This is a genomic window from Pseudomonas sp. GW821-FHT02H09 (genome assembly GCF_059421425.1).
On sequence record NZ_JBWKVA010000009.1, the window covers coordinates 109,506 to 130,486 of the forward strand.

Genomic DNA, 20,981 nt, shown 5'->3' on the forward strand with positions numbered 1-20,981 from the left:
TAACCGGTTATTCGCGGCATTAAAAAGCCCGTCTCGAAAGAGACGGGCTTTTTTTGTGGGCGGGATAAAGGTCAGCGCATCATGTCTTTGATCATTTGTTCCTGGTCCATCAGCTCCCTTTGTCGGGCATCGATTCTTGAGGACAGGGGGAAGTTGGTGCCAGCGCGGCGTTTGGCAAAGTCGAGTTGCTGAATCGCCTGCCGGTAATCGCCGACCAGCGCGAAGTATTCGGCACGGGCTTGATGCAGGCCAATGATGTTGCCAGATAGCCCGCGGGTTTCCGCCACCATGTACCAGACATCCGGATCGTCCGGACGGGTCTTGAGCAGAGCCTCGAGCGCTTTTTCGGCGTCAGCGGGGTGGTTCTGCTTGAGCAACAATTCAACACGCACTTGGTTCAGCGGATAGTTGCCCGGATACTGCTTGAGCATCCGATCGACTCGTGATTGGGCATCTGGCAGGCGGTTGTTGGTGATGTCCAGGTCAATCTGCGCCAGGTTATAGGTGATGTCGTTCGGTGATTTGGCCAGCAGTTGTTTGAGGTTCTCTCGTGCCTCATTGAACTGACTGCCTTTGATCTGGGCGATCGCCAGGCCGTAGCGGGCCACCTCATTGTTCGGGTTTTCATCGAGTTGAGCACGGAAGCGTTTGGCGCCCAGCCCCGGGGTTCCTTCGTAGTTCAACTGGACCCGTGCGCGAATCAATTGATAGCGCAGGCTGTCTTCGGTGCCGCCGGGTTTGGATTGTTCAGCACGGTTGCGGGTATCGGCGATCCGCGATTCGGTGACCGGGTGAGTCAGCAGGAATTCCGGCGGTTTGGCATCGAAGCGGTACTGGCGCATGAGCCTTTCGAACATGGTTGGCATGGAGCGCGGGTCGTAACCGGCTTTTTCCAGGTTGAGAATGCCAATGCGGTCGGCTTCCTGTTCGTTCTGGCGCGAGAAGCGTCGCTGTTCCTGAACCGCCGCAGCCTGGGTACCGGCGATGGTCGCAATCCCGGCATCACCGGCACCGGCGGCCGCGATCACGATCCCGGCCAGCAAGGCTGCCATCATTGGCACTTGCAGGCGTTGCTGGGCTTCTACGCCGCGAGCAAAGTGGCGTTGCGACAAGTGAGCCAATTCGTGAGCCAGCACCGACGCATATTCGCCTTCGGTCTGGGCATTGAGAAATAGCCCGCCGTTGACCCCTACGATCCCGCCCGGCGCCGCAAAGGCGTTGAGTTGCGGGCTATTGATCAGAATGAACTCCAGACGCCGGTCATTGACCTGGCTGGTTTCCACCAGTTTATAGACGCTGGACTCGACGTAGTCCTTGAGTTGCGGGTCGTTGAGCTGCGACACCTGGCTGCGCAACAGCGCCAGCCAGGCACGGCCCAATTGGTGCTCCTGTTGCGGTGAGACGATGGCAGAGCTGGCGTCACCAAGTGACGGCAGGTCGTCGGCGAAGCCTGGTGAGGCGAGCAGGCAGGCGAGCGTCAGCAGGGTAGGGCGCAAAAAGGTCATGCACAAAGCCTTAGTCGACAAAGAGCCTACTGTAGCCGGACACTTGGCTCGGGACCAGATATTCTAGGCGGCTTGAATGCCTGTCAGGAGCAAAGTAATGACCGACGCTTTAACGCACGACGCCGAACTTGATGCCAGCGGCTTGAACTGCCCGTTGCCATTGCTCAAGGCCAAGCTGGAACTCAATCGCCTGGCCAGCGGTGCGGTGCTCAAGGTGATTGCTACTGACGCAGGTTCCCAGCGCGATTTCCGCACCTTTGCCCGTTTGGCAGGTCATACGCTGCTTCGAGAAGAAGATGACGACGGCGTCTATCGCTATTGGCTGCGTAAAGCCTGAAACCTGCAGCGCCCATTTATAAGGATCATTGATGTTCAAAGTGTTACGCGACTGGATTCAGCGCTACTTTTCCGATGAGGAGGCCGTGGTCCTGGCCGTTCTCTTGTTTCTGGCTTTTACTGCAGTACTGACCTTGGGTGGCATGCTGGCGCCGGTGTTGGCGGGTATGGTGCTGGCCTACCTGATGCAAGGGCTGGTCAGCACGCTTGAACGCCTGAGTTTGCCCGGCGGGGCAGCGGTGGGTACGGTGTTCGCCTTGTTCATGGGCGTGCTGCTGGTGTTCATCGTGGTGGTCGTGCCGTTGCTCTGGCATCAGTTGATCACCTTGTTCAACGAGTTACCGGGCATGCTCGCCAAGTGGCAATCACTGCTATTGCTGCTGCCGGAGCGTTATCCGCATCTGGTGTCCGACGAGCAGGTGTTGCAGGCCATCGAAGTGGCACGCGGTGAGATTGGCAAGTTCGGTCAATGGGCGCTGACGTTCTCGCTGTCCAGTCTGCCGTTGCTGGTCAACATCATGATCTACCTGGTTCTGGTGCCGATCCTGGTGTTTTTCTTCCTCAAGGACCGGGAAATGATCGGGCAATGGGTCCGTGGCTATCTGCCCCGCGAGCGAGCGTTGATCACCCGGGTTGCGCAGGAAATGAATCGTCAGATCGCCAATTACATTCGCGGCAAGGTTATCGAAATCTTTATTTGCGGCGGCATTACTTACATTGCCTTTGTGACGCTGGGTCTGAACTATGCGGCATTGCTCGCGCTGTTGGTCGGGATTTCGGTCGTGGTGCCCTACGTCGGCGCGGTAGTAGTGACCGTGCCGGTGATGCTGATTGCGCTGTTCCAGTGGGGCTGGAGCGATCAGTTCATTTATCTGATGGCGGTGTACGGGATTATTCAGACGCTGGACGGCAACGTGCTGGTGCCGCTGCTGTTTTCGGGGGCGGTCAACCTGCATCCGGTGGCGATCATCTGTGCGGTGCTGTTGTTTGGCGGGTTGTGGGGCTTCTGGGGGATTTTCTTCGCAATTCCTCTGGCTACCCTGTTCAAGGCGGTGCTGGATGCCTGGCCGAGCAAGGAGCCGGTTGTAGCGCCCTTGCTCTAGGGTTTGCCCGCGATGGCGTCCTGGCGGACAGCCCATCGCTTAAACAGGATCAGATCTTGTTGAGGGTCTGGGCTGCAGCCAGCACGGTATCCACATGGCCGGGTACTTTCACACCGCGCCATTCCTGACGCAGGACGCCATCCTTGTCGATCAGGAAAGTGCTGCGGTCTACGCCCATGTACTCCTTGCCGTAGAGCTTTTTCAGTTTGATCACATCGAACAGTTGGCAGAGGGCCTCGTCCTTGTCGCTGATCAGTTCGAACGTAAACTCCTGCTTGCACTTGAAGTTCTCGTGGGACTTCAAGCTGTCGCGGGACACGCCGAACACTTCGGTGTTGGCAGCCTTGAACTCGGGGTACTGATCACGAAAACCCTGACCTTCAGTGGTGCAGCCGGGTGTGCTGTCCTTCGGGTAGAAGTAGATCACCACTTGTTTGCCTTTGAGTCCTGCGAGGCTGACGGTTTGCCCGCTGGTGGCAGGCGCTTCGAAGTCGGCAACGGGTTGGTCGATAGCAACGGCCATGAAAGTTTCCTTACATTGGGTTCTGAGGGCGCCACGGTTCGATCAGCGCATCGAGGTTCAGCGCGTCGGCAAAATCCAGGAACTGGTCGCGTAGCCAGCTGATTTGCACGCCGGCCGGCAAGGTCACGGTGAACGTTGCGTTAAGCATGGTGCCGCCGGTTTGCGGGGCCTGGTAGGTGTCGCAGGTCAGGTTTTCCAGCTCGACGTGATGGTCGATGAAGAACTGGCACAGCTCGTTGACGATATCCGAGCGATAGGCCGAACTGACATACGCCACATAAGGCAATGCCTCGGGACGATTTTCCAGCGCAGCGCTACGCACTACGTTAACGGTGAAAGCGTGCTTCTTGGCAAGAGAGGGCAAGCCGGCTTCCAGGCGCGCCAGGGCGTCCCAGCTGCCTGAAATCTGCAGGACCAACGCGCTGCATTCGCCATGGCGAGTCAGGCGGGAGGTCACCACGGCGCAGCGATTTTCATGGCTGGCGCGGCACAGGACGTTAGTCAGCTCCATGGGGTTGGCGCCGAGGGCACTGATGACAAGGAATTGTTCGCGGACTGTGGGGGTGGACATGCAGCATTCCTAATACGATGAGCGGTCGATACTTTACGGGCTCGAGTACTGGGGGGCGAGCGTCCGGATACGAATTCAGAAACCCTGAATCCAGAGGTTGCGACGAGCTCCAGTGAGACGAGAGCGAGGGGTGGCAACGGGGAATCGAGGGCTTCGGATGCCGAAAAGGGAGGCTGGAACCCGGCGTACAAGCTTATCAGTACCGATCAAAGTCTGAAGGGTAGCGAAAACCATCGCTCAGGGGAATGGCGCGAGCGTAGTACTTCGCTTGTACAAGCATCTTGGCGCCAGTACCATTACCGTTCTCTTTTTCCGGCAGGAGCGGTTGCATGATTGCGGGCAGTATGGTGGCACTGGTCACACCCATGGATGCACAGGGTCGTCTCGATTGGGACAGTCTGAGCAAACTGGTGGACTTCCACCTGCAAGAGGGCACCAACGCCATCGTGGCGGTCGGCACTACAGGTGAGTCGGCCACCCTTGATGTGAACGAACACATCGAAGTGATTCGTCGCGTGGTAGCTCAAGTTGCAGGGCGTATCCCGGTAATCGCCGGCACAGGCGCCAATTCGACGCGCGAAGCGATCGAACTGACTACCAATGCGAAGAACGCTGGCGCCGACGCGTGCCTGCTGGTAACGCCTTACTACAACAAACCGACGCAAGAAGGTTTGTATCAGCACTTCCGCACCATCGCCGAAGCGGTCGATATCCCGCAGATTCTCTATAACGTGCCGGGCCGTACTGCGTGCGACATGCTGGCCGAGACGGTGATCCGCCTGTCTACCGTGCCAAATATCATCGGCATCAAAGAAGCCACCGGTGATCTGCAACGCGCCAAGGACATCCTGGCCGGCGTGAGCAACGACTTCCTGGTGTACTCCGGTGACGACGCGACCGCGGTCGAGCTGATGCTGCTCGGCGGCAAAGGCAACATCTCGGTAACCGCCAACGTTGCCCCGCGTGCCATGAGCGATCTGTGCGCCGCTGCGATGCGTGGCGATGCCGTGACTGCCCGTGCGATCCACGAAAAGCTGATGCCACTCAATAAAACCCTGTTTATCGAATCCAACCCTATTCCCGTGAAATGGGCCCTGCACGAGATGGGCCTGATGCCGGACGGTATCCGTCTGCCGCTCACCTGGCTCAGTGCTGCCTGTCACGAACCGCTGCGACAGGCCATGCGCCAGTCCGGCGTATTGGTTTAATTGAGGAAGTACTACGCATGAAGCGATTGGCCGGACTTTCCGCACTTGCCTTGATTATTTCCAGCACCAGTGGCTGCGGCTGGCTTTGGGGCTCGGAAGGCTACTTCCGTGACCGCGGTAGCGATTATCTGGAGTCGAAACAAACTGCGCCAATGCAATTGCCGCCGAATGTCAGCACTTCCAAGCGTTTCGACCCGCTGTTGCCGATCCCGCGTAACGTGGCCGACGACACCACCAAGGGCGAATACGTAGTACCGCGTCCACAGCCGTTGTCGGCCGTGGCCGAGGCCAGCGACTACAGCCTGCAGAAAAGCGCTGACTCGCGCTGGGTCATGGCCCAGCGTCCACCCGCTGAAGTCTGGCCAGTGGCCGTGCAGTTCTTCCAGGATAACGGTTTCCGTCTCGATGAACAGCGTCCGAAAACCGGCGAGTTCACCACCGCCTGGCAGCATTCCGACGAACTTTCCGCCTCGATGGCCAAACGCCTGAGCAGTGCTGGAGTGGCATCCGGCAGCGAAACCCGTGTGCGGGTTCGTATCGAGCCGGGCGTGCAGCGCAACACCAGTGAGGTCTATGTGGTCAGTGCCGAGCGTCCAGCCGGCAGCACGACCAATGTGGATTTCACCAGCCGTTCGGTCAATACCGGTCTGGACGCCGCACTGGTCGACGAAATGCTTGCCAGCATGAGCCGCAGCTCCGAGAAGGGTGGATCGGTATCGTTGTTGGCCGCGCGTGATTTCGATACGCCTAACCGCGTCAGCCTCACCGAAGACGGTAGTGGTAACGTGGTGCTCAACCTCAGCGAAGACCTCGATCGCGCCTGGTCGAGTGTCGGTCGTGCGCTGGAGCATGGCGAATGGCGTGTTGAAGACATCAACCGCAGCCTGGGCCTGTACTACATCAACCTCGCTGAAAAAGCCGAGAAGAAAAACGACGAACCAGGTTTCTTCGGCAAGCTGTTTGGCAGCAAACCCGCCAAAGAAGAAGTCGAAGCCCGCGCCGAGCGTTATCAGGTTCGCCTGAGCAAGGTTGGCGACACGGTACAAGTCACCGTCGAGAAAAACATCAATACCGTTGCGCCGGCTGAAGTGGCGCGCAAAGTGTTGAGCGTGATTCAGGACAACCTGGGCTGATCAGATGCGTTTCGCCGTTCTCGGCAGTGGTAGCCAAGGAAATGGCACGCTGATAGCCAGTGATGAGACGTACGTTCTGGTGGATTGTGGTTTCTCCTTGCGCGAAACCGAGCGGCGCCTGCTGCGCCTGGGTGTCAACCCAACGCAGCTGAGCGCCATACTGGTAACCCACGAACATGCCGACCACGTGCATGGCGTGGGTTTACTGTCTCGGCGCTACAATCTACCGGTCTACCTCAGTCGCGGTACGTTGCGCGGGATGCGCAAACCTGTTGAGCCGACGGGCTTCGTGGCGGGTGGCGAGCAATTTCAGGTTGGTGCCTTGAGTATCAGCGTGATCTCCGTATCCCACGATGCGCAGGAGCCGACGCAATTCGTCTTCAGTGATGGTCAACGGCGTTTCGGTCTGTTGACCGATCTGGGCTCGTACTGCGCCACTGTGCTCGACGGCTATCGCGATCTGGATGCGTTGATGATCGAGGCTAACCATTGCCGCGACATGCTCGCTCGAGGCCACTACCCGTACTTTCTCAAGCAGCGGGTGGGCGGAGAAACGGGACATTTGAACAACCATCAGGCCGCACGCCTGGTGGACGAGTTGGGATGGCAAGATTTGCAGCATTTGGTGCTGGCCCATCTCAGCAGCAAGAACAACCTGCCGCAGCTGGCCCGGCAATGTTTTGTCGACACCCTCGGGTGCGACCCGGACTGGCTGCAGTTGGCCGATCAAGATTCAGGGCTCGACTGGCGGCATATCGCCTAGTGTCCCAAACGGGGCGCCTAGCCCACCTACTTAGCAAGCGGAGCCCATCATGGAAAAACGTGAAGAACTCTACCGCGGCAAAGCCAAATCGGTTTACAAGACCGATGACGCTGACCGTTTGATCCTGCTGTTTCGCAACGACACTTCGGCGTTCGACGGCAAGCGCATCGAGCAGCTCGACCGCAAAGGCATGGTGAACAACAAGTTCAACGCCTTCATCATGCAGAAACTCGAAGAAGCCGGCGTGCCGACCCAATTCGACAAACTGTTGGGCGACAACGAATGCCTGGTGAAGAAGCTCGACATGATCCCGGTCGAGTGCGTCGTGCGTAACTACGCAGCCGGCAGCCTGGTCAAGCGCCTGGGCGTCGAAGAAGGCCTCAAGCTTGAGCCTTACACCTTCGAACTGTTCCTCAAGGACGACGCCAAGGGCGACCCGTTCATCAACGAATCCCACGTCGTGGCGTTCGGTTGGGGCAAGGCTGAGCAACTGGTTCGCATGAAAGAGCTGTCGCTCAAGGTCAACGAAGTCCTGAGCAAGCTGTTTGACGATGCTGGCCTGCTGCTGGTCGACTTCAAACTCGAATTCGGCGTGTTCCACGGCGAAATCGTCCTCGGTGACGAATTCAGCCCGGACGGTTGCCGTCTGTGGGACAAAGCCACCGGCAAGAAAATGGACAAAGACCGCTTCCGTCAAGGCCTCGGTGACGTCATCGAAGCCTACGAAGAAGTTGCCAAGCGTCTCGGCGTACCGCTTTAATCGACGCAAGCATCTGATAGCACGGAAAAATTTTGCTTGGGGGCTTCGCTTCCAGTAACTGTGCTGTTATGATGCGCGCCGTTGGAGAGATGCCAGAGTGGCCGAATGGGACGGATTCGAAATCCGTTGTACCTTCACCGGTACCTAGGGTTCGAATCCCTATCTCTCCGCCATACACAGAAAAAGCCCCGTAGCTGAATAAGCTACGGGGCTTTTTCGTTTTCCGGTGTTTGCTCATGCTCGCATCATCGACTGTTCGAAGCATGCCCAAGCGGCTCATTGCTCCTGAACAGTTTCGGCATCGGCCAGCGGGTTTAGATTTCCTTCACCGGGATATCGCTCTGGGTGCTTGTGATCAGCCCGATTGCGTGCAAGCAATCAGCCTTGTTGATGTAGGATTCGCCGCTGGCGATTATCTCGTGATTTCCCGCCCTCAACCGCCAGCGCCATTGTCCTGTTCCGGTGCTTGGGGTGCCTTGGGATTGCCTGTAAATCTCAAAATACATACTGCTCGCTCCATGCGATTGATCTAATTGCGACAGCCTATGTGACGCATCGAAGCAAGCATAGCGAAGGTGGTTTTTTTGGCTGTCAGGTTTTTGTTTCTAATAGTTGGAAAGTCTTTTCGGCAGTGCAACTGACGCTGACATGCCGGTACGTTGGATGGCCAAAACCGCCGCAGTTTCTTTTTCGTTCGCCACTTTCATTGTGTTGCGGACGTTGTTTACCGGGATCGATGTACCGGGCTACGCTATTGTTGATAGTTGCCGTCACCTTTCTGGGTGGCCTGCAATTGATCGGTATCGGGGGGCTGGGCGAGTACCTGGGCAGAACCTGCATCGAATCAAAACGCCGCCCGGTTTTCCTGGTGCGTCGCGTCTACAACGCCAAGGACTGAGCATGGATCTCAAGGAAACCGACATCCTCGGTTCTAGCATCGAGCAGCATTGGTATTACTGTTCAAAAGCGGCGGCGATGATCCGCCTGCTTCAGGGCGCAGAGAGCCGCAAGATCCTTGATGTGGGCGCCGGTTCGGGGTTCTTTTCCCATCATCTGCTGAGCCATACACTCGCCAGTGAGGCCTGGTGCGTGGACATTAGCTATGAGGCGGACTCGGACGCCACAATCGCCGGGAAACCGGTGCACTACCGTCGTTCGATCGACTCGGTCGATGCCGACCTGGTACTGCTGATGGACGTGCTGGAGCATGTCGATGACGACGTCGGATTGCTCAAGGCCTACGTCGATAAAGTCCCGTCCGGCAGCCGTTTTCTGATGACGGTTCCGGCATATCAGTTTCTCTGGAGCGGGCACGATGACTTTCTCGAGCACAAACGGCGTTACACCCTGCCGCAACTGGAAACGGTGGCCAGGGACGCTGGTTTGACGGTCAGGCACGGAGCTTACTACTTCGGCCTGGTCTTCCCCATTGCGGCAACCCTGCGGCTACTGCCAAAAAGTGCACAACCGTCGCCACCGCGCTCGCAACTCAAGCGGCATCATCCGCTGGTCAATACGCTGTTGAAGATGTTGTGTAGTGTCGAGCTTCCCTTCATGGGTGCGAACCGTCTGGCTGGTCTGACGGTGTTCTGTCTGGCGCAGAAGCCGTGACGTCGCGCTGCTGCTTGAGTGACAAGCAATGAGCCGTGAGACAGGCACTGACAAGTCAGCCTTGATCAAACGTGCCCGGCGTTTTGCCGTGACCGGATTGTTCGTCACGGCCCTTCATGCACTCATTGCCGTACTGTTCATCAACTATGTGTTACCCCTGCCGCCCTTGGCCAACGGCGCGGCGTTCGCTGTAGCGACCGTGGCTTCTTATGTGATCAATACCACCTGGAGTTTTTCCAGCCGATTGCACGGCCGGACGCTGGTGCGCTTCATGATGGTCTCGGGCGCAGGTTTTTTACTTGCGATGTTGGTGGCCTGGGCCGCCCAAATGGCCGGGCTTCATTATCTGCTGGGAATTGCTGCAGTAGCGCTGACCATTCCCGCTTTCACCTTTGTACTGCATAACTTTTGGACTTATCGATGAAGCTTTCTGGAAAGCATCTGGCGATCACCCTGTTGCCTGTTCTTATGGGGGGCTAGCACTTTTCGCGGTCTCCAACAAAGTCGGTATCGGCCCCTTCGAGTTCGACTATCCTCTGCCCGCGTTTGTAGCGGCTGCCGCGAATGTTTTCCGGGCGTCGGGGCGAATGTTCTGGCCGGTTTTCTACGTGACTATCTTCGCCGTTATCTATGTTGTTGTTCGGGGCCACAGTCCGCGTACAACCCTCTGTCTGTTGGCCGTCGCACTGGTGATACAGGTGACGGATACCCGGGCAGGCTGGGCAGGCACAGGTAATTTCCTGATGGTGCCGCCAGCATCGGCAAAGACCGCGCTCGTTGATCCGTTCTGGCAGAGCGCTGCTTCTCACTACCAGAAGGTTCGCTGGGTCCGTCCGCAGAATTACTCGCCCAATTGGCTTGCGCTGGCGGATTACGCTAGCTCCCATCGCCTTGCCACCGGGAAGTATGACGCGGATTCACTGTATGTTCTGGATGAGCGGGCACTGCTTCAGGCGGCCATCAGCATTGATGCCAACACCGATCTTCTGGCCCAAATCGATGGTTTGAATATTCTTGCGCCGGGCTGGAAGCAATGCGCAGACTGCCTCCAGATGAGCGCAACAAATCCGCTCAAGCTTATACCCTTGCTGAAACAGGGCGAGGATGGACGCAAGCTGGCGATAGGACTGCAGGCGTTGGCCAGCGCCTCAAGTGCGTCGGGATCCGGTGACGGTCTGGGTGATCTTCTGCGCAGGCAGGTAGACGCCAACCCCCAGGCCTTTCTACACTGCCCGCAGTCTTGGAGACTGGGGATAGCAGATGAATCGTAACGAACTGCGCAAGGCGGACATCAACCTGATGGTCGTGTTCGAAACGCTGATGCTTGAGCGCAATGTGACGCGGGTGGCGGAGAAGCTGTTTCTTGGGCAACCCACCATCAGTTCGGCGCTCAATCGCTTGCGCACGATGTTCAACGATCCACTGTTCATCCGGGTTGGCCATCGCATGGAGCCGACGGCAAGGGCCGAGGAGATCATTCAGCATCTCTCGCCGGCGCTGGATTCGTTGTCGGTCGCTCTGAGCCTGACCCACGATTTTGATCCCGCCAGCAGCACCATGACCTTCCGCATTGGCCTGTCCGATGATGTCGAATTCGGTTTGCTGCCGCCGTTGTTGCGCGCGTTGCGCCAAGAGGCGCCGCAGGTGGTGTTCGTCGTCCAACACGTCGATTACTGGCGTATCCCGGACTTGCTGGCGTCCGGCGACATCACCGTCGGCATCAGCCAGACCCGCGGCCTGCCGGCTAATGCCAAGCGCAAATTGCTCAGGCATATTCAACCCAGCGTGTTGCGCGCGGACGCTTCTGAAACCCCGCTGACCCTGGATGAATACTGCTCACGGCCGCATGTGCTGGTTTCTCACACGGCCAATGTCAGCGGTTTCGCAGATGAATGGTTGGCGGAAATTGGTCGTAAACGCCAGGTGGTGCTCTCGGTACCGCAATACAGCTCCTTGCCGGCATTGCTCGCCGGGACCGACATGATCGCCAGCCTGCCGGATTACACGGCCGCGGCCATGGCCGCTTCAGGTCAGTTGTTCTGCGAGCCGTTCCCGTTCAAGACGCCGACACTGGACCTGTCCATGGTCTGGCTCAGTCATGTCGATACCGACCCGGCCGAGCGCTGGCTGCGTTCGCGGCTGGAAGCGTTTATGAGCGAACGTGGTTTGTCCGAAATACAGGACATCAAGTCGCTCTGAAGCTAACGCAATGCGCAGGGACCTGCTTGATACCTCGAGGCTGGGTTGTTTTGCTGTGTAGCGTTACCCCTCAGGATTTGACCGGAGATCCACCCCATGAGCAGTTCCCGTTCTCTGTTGCGTGGGCGCGGCAGCCACGACAGTGGCAAGGCCGGCACGGTCGGCGGTGCTGATTACGGTTGCTGCGTGGGAAAGCCTTGCGCTGCGCGACTCAGTGGCTGCCCCTGAGCATTAACTAGTGCTCAGGTGGAGCAGGACTGGTCTGTGTTATATGTACGACCTTTCCTTTACCCGATCAGGATAATCGCCATGCCTCACCTGCATATGGAATACACCCCCAACCTGCCAGCGCTCGATGCCGACAAGGCATTGTCGCGACTCAACCATGCGTTGGTGGCTTCCGGGCAGTTTACGGCGGAGTTCGATATCAAGAGCCGAGCGGTGCAGGTGGGAGCATTTCGGGTCGGTACCGGACTGGGCGAACGTGCTTTTGTGCATGTGAAGCTGGCGCTGTTGAGCGGACGTTCGGCCGAGATCAAGAAGCAGTTGTCGCAAAGCCTGTTGGCCGTGCTACAGGACCTGTGTGAATGGCCGGCCGATGTAGAGGTGCAGTTGTGCGTGGAGATTCTGGATATCGATCGTGAGTCCTACACCAAGGCGGCTATCGGCCACTGACAGGCGAGCTTCCGGGCTCAGAGCAAGCCTTGTTCCACGCAGACTTTGAGCACTTGCTCACGGAGCCAGGTATTGGCGCTGTCCTGATCGCTGGCTTCACTCCACCGCATGTCGAGGGTGAACCCCGGCAAGCCATTCGGTGCTTCGCAATGGCTGAAGACTGCGTCATTGGCCAGAAGCGTTTGAATGCGCCGTGGCAGCGTCAGGATGAAGTCGGTGCCGGTGATCATCTTGAGTGCTGCGCTGTAGCTGTTGGACCGCGCGACAATCTGCCGTTTATGCGCCTGGTGGGCCAGCCAGCCATCCACCATGTTGGTATCGGAGGTCCACGGCGTGGGAAACACGTGACGACGCTCGACAAACGATTGCAGGCTGAAGCGCGGTTCCAGCGGGGTCGCGCGTTTATCGAAGACGCACACCAGGTCATCTTCCACCAGCATCCGGGATTTGAAGTCGTTGTGGCTGCGGTGAAAGTTGGGGCCGAAGCAAATCACCAGGTCGAGACTGCCGTCGCGCAGTTCATCGGCGGGAATGTCGGTTTCGAGCTTTTGCACATTGACGATCACCGGCAGGTCGGCGAAATCGAAGTTTTTCAATAGTCGCGGCAGTATCAGCAGTTCGAAGTATTCCGGCGCGCAAATGTTGAACGTCACGGCTTTTTGGGTTGGATCGAAGGCCTGAACACCGGAATGGCACAGATTGATGCTTTCAAGAATTTTCAGCACGTGCCCGTACATGGTGGTGGCTTTGCAGGTCGGACGCATACCCGTTCGGGTATTGATGAACAACTCGTCCTCGAAGCTGGTACGCAGCTTTTTCAGGCAATAGCTGACCGTGGACTGGCTGACATAGAGGGTTTCGGACACGCCGGTGACACTGCTTTGTTCATAAACAGCGATAAAGACCATAAGGTCCTGCATGTCGAGCTTTCTAAGCAAGTTGCTGTTCAGCATCAGATCCGTCTCATGAGCCCCTTGCGCCGATTGAGCGCAACACGTAAGTAAAAGGGTAACGGAACGATAGTCCCAAGAGAATGCCTCGTGGGAAATTTCGTGGTCAGCAGTGGGTCACAAAATGCAGGTAAGGCGACCTGCGCACTCCATCGCCCGCTCTTACGCCGTTGCAGGTTCCGAGCGTCGGCTGGAGATGACCAGCGCGAGCATTCCGATCCCCACCAGCAGTGCGCCAAACAGTTCTATCAGCAGCGGTTGTTGTCTGAGCCAGAACCAATGGAACAAGGTGATGAACAGCGTGCTCAGGTAAACGTAGGAAATCACCGTGGACGGGGCAATGACACCGATTGCCCGATGCAACAGCCAGAAAGTAGCGAGTGTGGCGAACAGCGCCAGGTAAACCAGCCAGAAGAAATCACTGATCGCCAATAGCGAACCCGTGCGCCAGCCGCCGCTGAGCAGGGAGAAGACAAACAGAAACAGTGAGCCGAACAGCATATTCCAGAAGGTCATGGCCACCGGGCCGCGACCTTTGAGGCTGTGGTCTTTGAGTCGCTGGCTCAGGGGCGAGTAAAAGGCCATCGCCAGACACCCGACGCCATACACCAGGACTGCGTAGAGCGAAGGCAGCTGTCCGGGACCTGCGCCTTTGAGAATCAGCAGCACTGCGCCGGCCGCTGCGATCAGCATGGGCAGCAAGCGATTTCTAACGCTGTTGTTGGGCATCAGAAAGGCTTCGAAAAGCAGCGTCATCAATGGCACGAGGGTGAACATCGTCCCGGTATTGACCGCAGAGGTGTAGCGCAGGGCTTCGAACACCGAACCGAAATACACTGCCAGCAATAATCCAAGGGCTGCGTGGCTGAGCAAGCCGCGCGCAGTCATAGGGGTGGTGCCTTTCAACAGCAGCATCGGCAAAAACATCAATGCCGAAAACAGCAGTCGCAGACCGGTCAGGAGGATTGGATCGATAGCCTGACTGACTTGTGCAGCGGCGAAAAACGAGGCAGCGATCAACAGCGCCCAGATCAGCATTCCTGCGTTGGCGGTGGCGAAACTAACGCTTTTCATCTTCGATTGTTTTCCATCATCAGGCGTTGAGTGATAAGCGTGTGATTAGGCAGGGTATGCGGCAGCGCAGCAAATCAAAAACTTGCTGCGGTTATTGAAAAATCAGGTGAGGGGGTAGTGGTGAGCATCCTGAGGGCCAGGAAGGTTCATAGAACCTTCCTGGCGGTCTATCAGAATGGCTTGGTCGGCAAGTACTTGCCATCCAGGGTGATCACTGCACGGGAACCGCCGTCCGGGTCTTCGACTTTCTTGATGTCCAGTTTGAAGTTGATGGCGCTGATGATGCCGTCGCCAAATTGCTCGTGGACCAGGGCTTTAAGGGTCGAACCGTAGACTTGCAGCATTTCATAGAAGCGGTAGACGGTCGGGTCGGTCGGGATGCCACCCTGAATGCTGCCGCGCAATGGCACGCTTTGCAGCAGACGGCTGGCGTCCTGGTCCAGGCCGAGTTTGTCGCAAACCACATCGGCTGCTTCAGCCGGCAGCGGGTGTTGACCGAGCAGGGCGGCGGTCACGAAAGCCAGGCTCAGGCCCGTGCCGTCGGTCAGGTCCTGCCAGGACAGATTCTTGCGTGCCTTGGCGTCGATGATGATGTCGGCCAGGGCCAGGCGTGGAGCTTGAGCGAATTGGGATTGCAGCATGATGATTTCCTCTTTAGTGATGCAAGAGTTGTGGGTTAGGCGGCGCGTTGCAACTTGCTGGACAGCGCGCAGGTTTTCGGGTGTTCGGCGAGGGAAACGAAGCGTTGGGACGCGCCGTCCAGGGCGGCGATGCAACCGCTTTCAATGTCATAGACCCAGCCGTGCAGGTTCAGTCGACCTTGCTCCAGGGCCAGAGCGACCGAGGGGTGAGTCTTGAGGTTGGCCAGTTGGGCAATGACGTTTTCCCGCACCAGCGAATCCAGGCGGTCTTCAATTGAGGCGTGAGTACGAGAGGCATTGATCACCTTGGCCGACTCGGCGTGACGCAGCCAATTGGCGACGGCCGGTAAGTGGTCAAGGCATTTGCAGGTGGCGATGGCGGTCATTGCACCGCAGTCGGAATGGCCGCAGATCACGATGTCGCTGACGCCGAGTACGGCGACTGCGTATTCAACCGTGGCCGAGACACCGCCCGGCTCGGGGCCGTAGGAAGGGACGATGTTGCCGGCGTTGCGGATCACGAATATGCCGCCAGGTTCTTGTTGAGTCAGCAGTTCCGGGACCACCCGGCTGTCCGAGCAGGTGATGAACAAGGTGCCGGGGCTTTGTGTGGTGGCGAGTTGTTTGAACAGTTCGCTACGCTGCGCAAAGGCCTCACGCTGGAACTTGAGGAAGCCGTCGATGATGTCTTGCATGGTGGTTCTCCTTGCGTTGCTGATGGGGCAAGGATGAAAGTTTTCAGTTATAGCGTCCAAGACTGGCTTATTATTGTTTCTATAAGTCAGGCCTATAGTTGAGCGCCCATGCTGCTACGCCATATTCGTTACCTGCTTGCGGTCGCCGAGCATCGCAACTTCACTCGAGCCGCTGAAGCTCTGCATGTGTCCCAGCCGACGCTGTCGCAGCAGATCAAGCAACTGGAGGACTCCCTCGGTGCGCCGCTATTCGACCGTTCGGGGCGTTGCGTGCGCCTGACAGACGCCGGTGAGGCTTATGTGCGTTATGCGCGGCAGGCCTTGCAGGATCTACAGGCGGCCAAGCGGGCGATGCATGACGTGCAGGATCTGAGCCGGGGGGCGTTGCGTCTGGCGATGACCCCGACCTTCACCGCGTACCTGATCGGCCCGTTGCTGACCCGCTTCAACAACCTCTACCCGGCGATCAACCTGAGCGTTGAGGAAATGACTCAGGACCGTATAGAGGCGGCGCTGGCCGAAGACCGCCTGGATATCGGCATTGGATTCAGCGGTGAGCATTTGGCCGATATCGAATCTCAGTCGCTGTTCGCCGAAACCTTGAGCCTGGTGGTCAGTGATGTGCATCCGGGGTTCGCCGGGCAACAGTCGCTGAGTGCTCACGCTCTGGGTGAGCAGGCGCTGGTCTTGCTCAGTGGTGACTTTGCCACCCGCCAGCACATCGACCGGTACTGCCGTGAGCAAAACATCGCACCACGCATCGCCATTGAAGCCAACTCCATCAGCGCGATAATCGAAATCGTGCGCCGCAGCCAGCTGGCGACCATTCTCCCGCAAGCCATCGCCCACGAGCAGACGGGATTGCAGTCGCTGGCACTTGATCCCGAGTTGCTGCAACGCACCGTGGCACTGCTCAGTCGCAAGGGCGCTTACCGAAGTGCCGCGTGTGGGGCGTTTGTCGAGTTGGTCGAGCAGCGGGGGAATGTTTAGTCAATCTGCAACCACACTTCGTCAAGTCTGGATTTAACGGCTTATCTGCCCGTGTGACGCTGCTCGACACCTGTTTTCTGCGGTTATCCCTATGGACGGTTGGTCAGTTGATATCAAGCACGAGGCTTCGCCTGGCGCCTGCGCGTCAAGCCTTCAGTCCCGTCGTCGATTCACCCCTGCCACCGCTCCGAGCTTGTCTGCACTCCCTTCTGAACTGGCCTTTTGGGCGCTATGGCACTGTCGCCACGCGCGCCCACCGGATACCTGCATTTCCCGTTAAGTCTTCATATGGTTCGCCCTGTGCGGTGGATCGAACCGGCGGCGCCTGTGCGTTCGCCTGACGCGGAAATACGAGAGTTCCCATGAGTTTTGCCACGACCCCCTTTGCCTCAAAGCAAGAAGCCCTGACTTTTCTTGAGCACAACCCGGATATCGAGATGTTCGAGTTGTTCATCCTCGATAACAACGGCGTGCCAAGGGGCAAGTTGCTGCATCGCGATGAACTGTTGGCGGTTTATGAAAGCGGACGGCCGCTGCCGAGCACCATCCTCGGGTTGACCATCAATGGCGACGACGTGGAAAACTCCGGGTTGGTCTGGGAAGTCGGTGATGTCGACTGTCGGGCCTATCCGCTCAGTGGCAGTTTGCAGCGCATGCCATGGCGGCAGATCCCCACGGCAGCGGTGCAGGTCAGCATGCATCCGCAAGAGGGGATGCCCGCGACGGTGGCTGATCCGCGGCACTTGCTGGTCAAGGTGATCGATGCGCTCAAAGCCGATGGCTACTATCCGGTGATGGCGGCGGAGCTGGAGTTTTATCTGCTTGATCGCCAACGCGACAGCGACGGTCGCCCGCAACCTGCGCGGGATGTCGATGGTGGCCGGCCGCTGGCGACACAGGTCTATGGCTTGCGTGAGCTGGAGCAGATCGAGCCGTTCCTCGCGGATCTGTATAACGCCTGCAAACTTCAGGGCATTGCGGCACGCACGGCAATTTCCGAGTACGCGCCGGGGCAGGTGGAAATCACCCTTGAACATCGCAGCGATGCCTTGCAGGCAATGGATGAAGCGGTGCGTTACAAGCGTCTGGTCAAGGGCGTGGCGCACAGGCATGGAATGACCGCCTGTTTCATGGCCAAGCCGTTCGATAACCTGGCTGGCACCGGCATGCACATGCACGTCAGTCTGGCGGACAAGGATGGCAACAACCTGTTCGCCAGCGAAGCACCCGACGGCACGCCGCTGCTCAGGCAAGCGGTCGGCGGCATGCTCAGTACCATGCTTGATTCGTTGCTGATGTTTTGTCCGAATGCCAACTCTTATCGACGTTTCCAGACCAACAGCTACGCGCCGCTGGCCGCTACCTGGGGTGTGGACAACCGCACTGTGAGTTTGCGAGTGCCTGGCGGCCCGGCATTTTCCCGGCATATCGAACACCGCATCTGCGGTGCCGATGCCAACCCGTATCTGGCGGCAGCTGCGATTCTGGCGGGCATTCATCGGGGAATTCGTGAGCAGTGCGACCCTGGTGTGCCGGTTGAAGGCAATGGTTACGCTCAGGCCAAAGAGCTGCTGCCTACGGACTGGCTGACCACCTTGCGCGCACTGGAAGGCTCCTCCTGGGCTCGGGATGCATTCGGTGCCGGGTTTCTTGGGGTATATCTGGCGGTCAAACGTGCCGAGTACCGTCAGTTCATGGGGGAAGTGGGGGAGCAGGACTGGCGTTGGTATTTGCACCAGGCCTGAAGTTCCCGGGTTCTGGCGACGGTTCTGGCAATTAGCCATTGATTGACTATTTGCGGGCTGGTTTTGCACGAAAAGTTGATGGCTGGCTGCCTGAGGGTTGGTCAACTACCAAGGCTTGTCTTCATTGACGGTCCTTGTGATCGACGCAGTTGTGACCACTCAGTAAGGTCTTCACCACCGTTCGACCTTTTTTTCACGCGCCAGCCGTTAATCTGTCGCCAGAAGATCCCTTTTTAAGAGTTCGCGAGTCATGTCATCGCAGCCTCCATCCTCCATCGAGCTTGAGTTCGCCAGGCGTTACGACCAGGAGCACGCTCAAGTTTGCCTGGAGACACGGCCGACCGGGTTGGCCCGGCGACTTTCGCTTTGGCGAGATGAGCAGTTGGTGCGGCGCGCCCTCAAAGCGGCGGGCGAGCCCGGGCTGGTTCTCGATGTGGCTTGCGGTGCCGGGCGTTTCTGGTCGGTGCTGGCCGAGCGTGCCAATCGGGTAATCCTGGCGACGGACAACTCTCAGGACATGCTCAACCATGCCCAGACCCATCACTCGCCAGGCCTGCTCAAACGGGTCAAAACCTTCCAGGGCTCGGCATTCACCATCGGTCTGCCGTCCAATGCGGTGGACTGCATTTTCTGCATGCAATTGTTTCAACACATTGTCAGCAGTGAGCACCGACTGCTGCTGCTGCGTGAATTTCACCGTGTCAGCCGTGACACCGTGATCGTTTCGGTGGGGGTCGACGTCGGCTTCAAAGTTCGGCGAGGTCAGGGGCAGGGTGCTGACGAGCCGTCGTCGGCAGGCGTTGCGAAGTACCCGCTGGCCAGTAGAACTCAGGTAGAGAGTGAGTTCAGACAGACGGGCTTCGAGATTCTCGGTTATCAAAACTTCATACCTGGCTGTGCTCTGTCGCGGGTTTACGTACTGCGCAAAGGCAGCTAGTGCTGATCTGTCGGACTATTCTGGTAGTCCTACAGATGTTTTCCCACACGCACTTCTGCAGTGGATGCTCGGAAATCGCCGGGCGCGTTATATACTGCGCGCCAATCTTCAAGGGAGAGCCGTGTGGCCATCGATATTCACTGGATTCGCGACAACGATAGCCTCGGTCAGTTTTGCGCCGAGTGGCAGCAACTGCCATTCGTTGCCCTCGACACCGAATTCATGCGGGTCGACACTTTTTATCCGATCGCCGGGCTGCTTCAGATTGGCGATGGCGTGCGCGCTTACCTGATTGATCCTTTGACGATCGACAACTGGCAACCCTTGGCCGCATTGCTGGAAAACCCGGCGGTGATCAAGGTTTTACACGCCTGCAGCGAAGACCTGGAAGTATTGCTGCGTCTGACCGGCAGCCTGCCGGCGCCGCTGTTCGATACGCAATTGGCCGCTGCTTATCTGAATCTGGGTTTCTCCATGGGCTATTCGCGTCTGGTCCAGGAAGTGCTAGACATTGATCTGCCCAAGGGCGAGACCCGTTCGGACTGGTTGCAACGCCCGTTGTCTGAAACCCAAATCAGCTACGCCGCGGAAGATGCTTTGCATCTGGCTGAGGTTTACATCCGCCTGCGTCCCAAATTGTCTGACGACAAGTACGCCTGGGTGCTGGAGGACGGTGCTGAACTGGTGGCCAATCTGCGCCGCGAAGTCGACCCGTACGAGGTCTATCGCGAGGCCAAACTGGCCTGGAAACTCTCCCGAGCCCAGTTGGCCGTGCTGCGCGAGCTCTGCGCCTGGCGTGAGCGTGAAGCCCGCGCTCGCGACCTGCCGCGTAACCGGATTATCCGTGAACACTCGTTGTGGCCATTGGCCCGGACTCAGCCGGATAACCTTGCAGCGCTGGCAAAAATCGAAGACATGCACCCGCGTACCGTGCGTCAGGATGGTGAGTTTCTGCTTGAACTGATCAAACAGTCTGGCAGTGTATCCCCTGATCAATGGCCACCCGCGGTGCCTGAGCCGTTGCCGGTTGAGGCCGCGGCGCTGATCAAGCGTTTGCGAGCGCTCGGTCAGGCTGAAGCTGAACGCCTGGAGATGGCGCCGGAATTAATGCTGCGCAAGAAAACCCTGGAGGCCCTGCTCAAAAGCGGCTTCCCCGAGGGCCCTTACCAATTGCCTGATTCATTGCGTGGCTGGCGCCGCGAATTGATGGGCCAGGCGTTGCTCGACAGCCTGGCCACCGCCGGAGAACAGCCTTGAAACGTATTTGCTCCATCTACCGAAGCCTGCGCAAAAACGAGATGTACCTCTACGTGCTGAAAAGCGATGCACTGGAGCGCGTTCCGGAAAACCTGCTGTTGGCTTTCGGCAAACCGCACCATGCCTTCGATCTGGTACTCAGCCCTGAGCGCAAGTTGTCCCGCGAGGACATCAACGTGGTACTGGAGAATCTCGACAAGCAGGGCTATCACCTGCAAATGCCACCGGCCGAAGACGAGTACATCGAACATTTGCCTGAAGAATTGCTACGGCGTAATGATCCGGTCTGACGGACTGGTCCGAGT

25 protein-coding genes, 1 tRNA gene and 1 pseudogene are annotated in these 20,981 nt (G+C 58.1%); 19 read left to right on the forward strand and 8 right to left on the reverse strand.

Annotation, left to right across the window (positions count from 1 at the left end; genetic code table 11):
* Nucleotides 1-71: 71 nt before the first annotated feature.
* Entirely contained in the window at nt 72-1,505 is a 1,434-nt protein-coding gene (locus AC07VR_RS14375) for a M48 family metalloprotease (RefSeq protein ID WP_494994542.1), read from the reverse strand.
* A gap of 97 nt (nt 1,506-1,602) precedes the next feature.
* Between AC07VR_RS14375 and AC07VR_RS14380 the strand changes: the two genes are divergently transcribed.
* A complete protein-coding gene (locus AC07VR_RS14380; protein WP_494994543.1) occupies nt 1,603-1,842 on the forward strand; it encodes a sulfurtransferase TusA family protein in 240 nt (79 codons plus the stop codon).
* Between the two features lie 31 nt (nt 1,843-1,873).
* Nucleotides 1,874-2,944 carry an AI-2E family transporter gene (locus AC07VR_RS14385; RefSeq protein ID WP_494994544.1) on the forward strand — a complete coding sequence of 357 codons (1,071 nt, stop codon included), beginning with the start codon at nt 1,874-1,876 and terminating at the stop codon, nt 2,942-2,944.
* 49 nt (nt 2,945-2,993) lie between these two features.
* On the opposite strand, the gene AC07VR_RS14390 is transcribed toward AC07VR_RS14385, so the two are convergent.
* A complete protein-coding gene (locus AC07VR_RS14390) occupies nt 2,994-3,467 on the reverse strand; it encodes a peroxiredoxin (protein WP_495011586.1) in 474 nt (157 codons plus the stop codon).
* Between the two features lie 10 nt (nt 3,468-3,477).
* The gene (locus AC07VR_RS14395; protein WP_419115067.1) at nt 3,478-4,038 is read right to left on the reverse strand and encodes a glycine cleavage system transcriptional repressor; all 561 of its coding nucleotides are present in this window, start codon (nt 4,036-4,038) and stop codon (nt 3,478-3,480) included.
* Between the two features lie 329 nt (nt 4,039-4,367).
* Between AC07VR_RS14395 and dapA the strand changes: the two genes are divergently transcribed.
* The 5 genes from dapA to AC07VR_RS14420 all read left to right on the forward strand — a co-directional run bounded on the left by dapA (nt 4,368) and on the right by AC07VR_RS14420 (nt 8,075).
* Nucleotides 4,368-5,246, forward strand: coding sequence for a 4-hydroxy-tetrahydrodipicolinate synthase (dapA, locus tag AC07VR_RS14400; protein ID WP_495011587.1), 879 nt, complete (start codon nt 4,368-4,370; stop codon nt 5,244-5,246).
* 17 nt (nt 5,247-5,263) lie between these two features.
* Nucleotides 5,264-6,379 (forward strand): NlpB/DapX family lipoprotein, encoded by a 1,116-nt coding sequence (gene bamC / locus AC07VR_RS14405; RefSeq protein ID WP_495011588.1) that lies wholly within the window; start codon nt 5,264-5,266, stop codon nt 6,377-6,379.
* A 4-nt stretch (nt 6,380-6,383) separates the two neighbouring features.
* Nucleotides 6,384-7,142 (forward strand): MBL fold metallo-hydrolase, encoded by a 759-nt coding sequence (locus AC07VR_RS14410; RefSeq protein ID WP_495011589.1) that lies wholly within the window; start codon nt 6,384-6,386, stop codon nt 7,140-7,142.
* Between the two features lie 49 nt (nt 7,143-7,191).
* On the forward strand, nt 7,192-7,902 hold the full coding sequence (gene purC / locus AC07VR_RS14415) for a phosphoribosylaminoimidazolesuccinocarboxamide synthase (RefSeq protein ID WP_419115063.1): 711 nt from the start codon (nt 7,192-7,194) through the stop codon (nt 7,900-7,902).
* A gap of 83 nt (nt 7,903-7,985) precedes the next feature.
* Nucleotides 7,986-8,075: transfer RNA gene (locus AC07VR_RS14420), tRNA-Ser, on the forward strand.
* A 141-nt stretch (nt 8,076-8,216) separates the two neighbouring features.
* Here the strand turns inward: AC07VR_RS14420 and AC07VR_RS14425 are convergent.
* Complete coding sequence (locus tag AC07VR_RS14425; protein WP_494994560.1) at nt 8,217-8,408, reverse strand: YegP family protein; 192 nt, start codon at nt 8,406-8,408, stop codon at nt 8,217-8,219.
* A 160-nt stretch (nt 8,409-8,568) separates the two neighbouring features.
* On the opposite strand from AC07VR_RS14425, the pseudogene AC07VR_RS14430 reads away from it, so the two are divergent.
* The 7 genes and pseudogenes from AC07VR_RS14430 to AC07VR_RS14460 form a co-directional block, all read left to right on the forward strand.
* A pseudogene (locus AC07VR_RS14430) lies at nt 8,569-8,800 on the forward strand (glycosyltransferase); the annotation flags it as partial.
* A 2-nt stretch (nt 8,801-8,802) separates the two neighbouring features.
* Nucleotides 8,803-9,513: a class I SAM-dependent methyltransferase gene (locus tag AC07VR_RS14435; RefSeq protein WP_495011590.1), complete on the forward strand. Its 711-nt coding sequence runs from the start codon at nt 8,803-8,805 to the stop codon at nt 9,511-9,513.
* A 28-nt stretch (nt 9,514-9,541) separates the two neighbouring features.
* Nucleotides 9,542-9,937 carry a GtrA family protein gene (locus AC07VR_RS14440; RefSeq protein ID WP_494994562.1) on the forward strand — a complete coding sequence of 132 codons (396 nt, stop codon included), beginning with the start codon at nt 9,542-9,544 and terminating at the stop codon, nt 9,935-9,937.
* On the forward strand, nt 9,906-10,784 hold the full coding sequence (locus AC07VR_RS14445) for a DUF6311 domain-containing protein (protein ID WP_495011591.1): 879 nt from the start codon (nt 9,906-9,908) through the stop codon (nt 10,782-10,784). Before AC07VR_RS14440 ends, AC07VR_RS14445 begins: the two co-directional genes overlap by 32 nt.
* Nucleotides 10,774-11,712 carry a LysR family transcriptional regulator gene (locus tag AC07VR_RS14450; protein ID WP_494994564.1) on the forward strand — a complete coding sequence of 313 codons (939 nt, stop codon included), beginning with the start codon at nt 10,774-10,776 and terminating at the stop codon, nt 11,710-11,712. Before AC07VR_RS14445 ends, AC07VR_RS14450 begins: the two co-directional genes overlap by 11 nt.
* 96 nt (nt 11,713-11,808) lie before the next feature.
* Nucleotides 11,809-11,940 carry a hypothetical protein gene (locus AC07VR_RS14455; protein WP_495011592.1) on the forward strand — a complete coding sequence of 44 codons (132 nt, stop codon included), beginning with the start codon at nt 11,809-11,811 and terminating at the stop codon, nt 11,938-11,940.
* A gap of 81 nt (nt 11,941-12,021) precedes the next feature.
* Nucleotides 12,022-12,387 carry a 5-carboxymethyl-2-hydroxymuconate Delta-isomerase gene (locus tag AC07VR_RS14460; protein WP_495011593.1) on the forward strand — a complete coding sequence of 122 codons (366 nt, stop codon included), beginning with the start codon at nt 12,022-12,024 and terminating at the stop codon, nt 12,385-12,387.
* A 17-nt stretch (nt 12,388-12,404) separates the two neighbouring features.
* Here the strand turns inward: AC07VR_RS14460 and AC07VR_RS14465 are convergent, their stop codons facing one another.
* The 4 genes from AC07VR_RS14465 to AC07VR_RS14480 form a co-directional block, all read right to left on the reverse strand.
* Nucleotides 12,405-13,340, reverse strand: coding sequence for a LysR family transcriptional regulator (locus AC07VR_RS14465; RefSeq protein WP_494994566.1), 936 nt, complete (start codon nt 13,338-13,340; stop codon nt 12,405-12,407).
* A 159-nt stretch (nt 13,341-13,499) separates the two neighbouring features.
* Complete coding sequence (locus AC07VR_RS14470) at nt 13,500-14,411, reverse strand: DMT family transporter (RefSeq protein WP_495011594.1); 912 nt, start codon at nt 14,409-14,411, stop codon at nt 13,500-13,502.
* 170 nt (nt 14,412-14,581) lie between these two features.
* A complete protein-coding gene (gene cynS, locus AC07VR_RS14475) occupies nt 14,582-15,052 on the reverse strand; it encodes a cyanase (RefSeq protein ID WP_494994568.1) in 471 nt (156 codons plus the stop codon).
* Nucleotides 15,053-15,087: 35 nt separating this feature from the next.
* Nucleotides 15,088-15,747: a carbonic anhydrase gene (locus AC07VR_RS14480; protein WP_495011595.1), complete on the reverse strand. Its 660-nt coding sequence runs from the start codon at nt 15,745-15,747 to the stop codon at nt 15,088-15,090.
* Nucleotides 15,748-15,855: 108 nt separating this feature from the next.
* On the opposite strand from AC07VR_RS14480, the gene cynR reads away from it, so the two are divergent.
* The 5 genes from cynR (at nt 15,856) to AC07VR_RS14505 (ending at nt 20,966) form a co-directional block, all read left to right on the forward strand.
* The gene (gene cynR / locus AC07VR_RS14485; RefSeq protein ID WP_495011596.1) at nt 15,856-16,737 is read left to right on the forward strand and encodes a transcriptional regulator CynR; all 882 of its coding nucleotides are present in this window, start codon (nt 15,856-15,858) and stop codon (nt 16,735-16,737) included.
* A gap of 362 nt (nt 16,738-17,099) precedes the next feature.
* Nucleotides 17,100-18,482: a glutamine synthetase family protein gene (locus tag AC07VR_RS14490; RefSeq protein ID WP_495011597.1), complete on the forward strand. Its 1,383-nt coding sequence runs from the start codon at nt 17,100-17,102 to the stop codon at nt 18,480-18,482.
* 250 nt (nt 18,483-18,732) lie between these two features.
* Nucleotides 18,733-19,419, forward strand: coding sequence for a class I SAM-dependent methyltransferase (locus tag AC07VR_RS14495; protein ID WP_495011598.1), 687 nt, complete (start codon nt 18,733-18,735; stop codon nt 19,417-19,419).
* 123 nt (nt 19,420-19,542) lie between these two features.
* Nucleotides 19,543-20,676 (forward strand): ribonuclease D, encoded by a 1,134-nt coding sequence (rnd, locus tag AC07VR_RS14500; protein ID WP_495011599.1) that lies wholly within the window; start codon nt 19,543-19,545, stop codon nt 20,674-20,676.
* The gene (locus tag AC07VR_RS14505; protein ID WP_494994574.1) at nt 20,673-20,966 is read left to right on the forward strand and encodes a YcgL domain-containing protein; all 294 of its coding nucleotides are present in this window, start codon (nt 20,673-20,675) and stop codon (nt 20,964-20,966) included. Before rnd ends, AC07VR_RS14505 begins: the two co-directional genes overlap by 4 nt.
* Nucleotides 20,967-20,981: the final 15 nt, after the last annotated feature.

Excerpts from the sequence above, each read along its gene's own strand:
- AC07VR_RS14375 (WP_494994542.1), bottom strand. The coding sequence starts at position 1,505 with ATGACCTTTTTGCGCCCTACCCTGCTGACGCTCGCCTGCCTGCTCGCC.
- AC07VR_RS14380 (WP_494994543.1), top strand. The coding sequence starts at position 1,603 with ATGACCGACGCTTTAACGCACGACGCCGAACTTGATGCCAGCGGCTTG.
- AC07VR_RS14385 (WP_494994544.1), top strand. The coding sequence starts at position 1,874 with ATGTTCAAAGTGTTACGCGACTGGATTCAGCGCTACTTTTCCGATGAG.
- AC07VR_RS14390 (WP_495011586.1), bottom strand. The coding sequence starts at position 3,467 with ATGGCCGTTGCTATCGACCAACCCGTTGCCGACTTCGAAGCGCCTGCC.
- AC07VR_RS14395 (WP_419115067.1), bottom strand. The coding sequence starts at position 4,038 with ATGTCCACCCCCACAGTCCGCGAACAATTCCTTGTCATCAGTGCCCTC.
- dapA (WP_495011587.1), top strand. The coding sequence starts at position 4,368 with ATGATTGCGGGCAGTATGGTGGCACTGGTCACACCCATGGATGCACAG.
- bamC (WP_495011588.1), top strand. The coding sequence starts at position 5,264 with ATGAAGCGATTGGCCGGACTTTCCGCACTTGCCTTGATTATTTCCAGC.
- AC07VR_RS14410 (WP_495011589.1), top strand. The coding sequence starts at position 6,384 with ATGCGTTTCGCCGTTCTCGGCAGTGGTAGCCAAGGAAATGGCACGCTG.
- purC (WP_419115063.1), top strand. The coding sequence starts at position 7,192 with ATGGAAAAACGTGAAGAACTCTACCGCGGCAAAGCCAAATCGGTTTAC.
- AC07VR_RS14425 (WP_494994560.1), bottom strand. The coding sequence starts at position 8,408 with ATGTATTTTGAGATTTACAGGCAATCCCAAGGCACCCCAAGCACCGGA.
- AC07VR_RS14435 (WP_495011590.1), top strand. The coding sequence starts at position 8,803 with ATGGATCTCAAGGAAACCGACATCCTCGGTTCTAGCATCGAGCAGCAT.
- AC07VR_RS14440 (WP_494994562.1), top strand. The coding sequence starts at position 9,542 with ATGAGCCGTGAGACAGGCACTGACAAGTCAGCCTTGATCAAACGTGCC.
- AC07VR_RS14450 (WP_494994564.1), top strand. The coding sequence starts at position 10,774 with ATGAATCGTAACGAACTGCGCAAGGCGGACATCAACCTGATGGTCGTG.
- AC07VR_RS14455 (WP_495011592.1), top strand. The coding sequence starts at position 11,809 with ATGAGCAGTTCCCGTTCTCTGTTGCGTGGGCGCGGCAGCCACGACAGT.
- AC07VR_RS14460 (WP_495011593.1), top strand. The coding sequence starts at position 12,022 with ATGCCTCACCTGCATATGGAATACACCCCCAACCTGCCAGCGCTCGAT.
- AC07VR_RS14465 (WP_494994566.1), bottom strand. The coding sequence starts at position 13,340 with ATGCTGAACAGCAACTTGCTTAGAAAGCTCGACATGCAGGACCTTATG.
- AC07VR_RS14470 (WP_495011594.1), bottom strand. The coding sequence starts at position 14,411 with ATGAAAAGCGTTAGTTTCGCCACCGCCAACGCAGGAATGCTGATCTGG.
- cynS (WP_494994568.1), bottom strand. The coding sequence starts at position 15,052 with ATGCTGCAATCCCAATTCGCTCAAGCTCCACGCCTGGCCCTGGCCGAC.
- AC07VR_RS14480 (WP_495011595.1), bottom strand. The coding sequence starts at position 15,747 with ATGCAAGACATCATCGACGGCTTCCTCAAGTTCCAGCGTGAGGCCTTT.
- cynR (WP_495011596.1), top strand. The coding sequence starts at position 15,856 with ATGCTGCTACGCCATATTCGTTACCTGCTTGCGGTCGCCGAGCATCGC.
- AC07VR_RS14490 (WP_495011597.1), top strand. The coding sequence starts at position 17,100 with ATGAGTTTTGCCACGACCCCCTTTGCCTCAAAGCAAGAAGCCCTGACT.
- AC07VR_RS14495 (WP_495011598.1), top strand. The coding sequence starts at position 18,733 with ATGTCATCGCAGCCTCCATCCTCCATCGAGCTTGAGTTCGCCAGGCGT.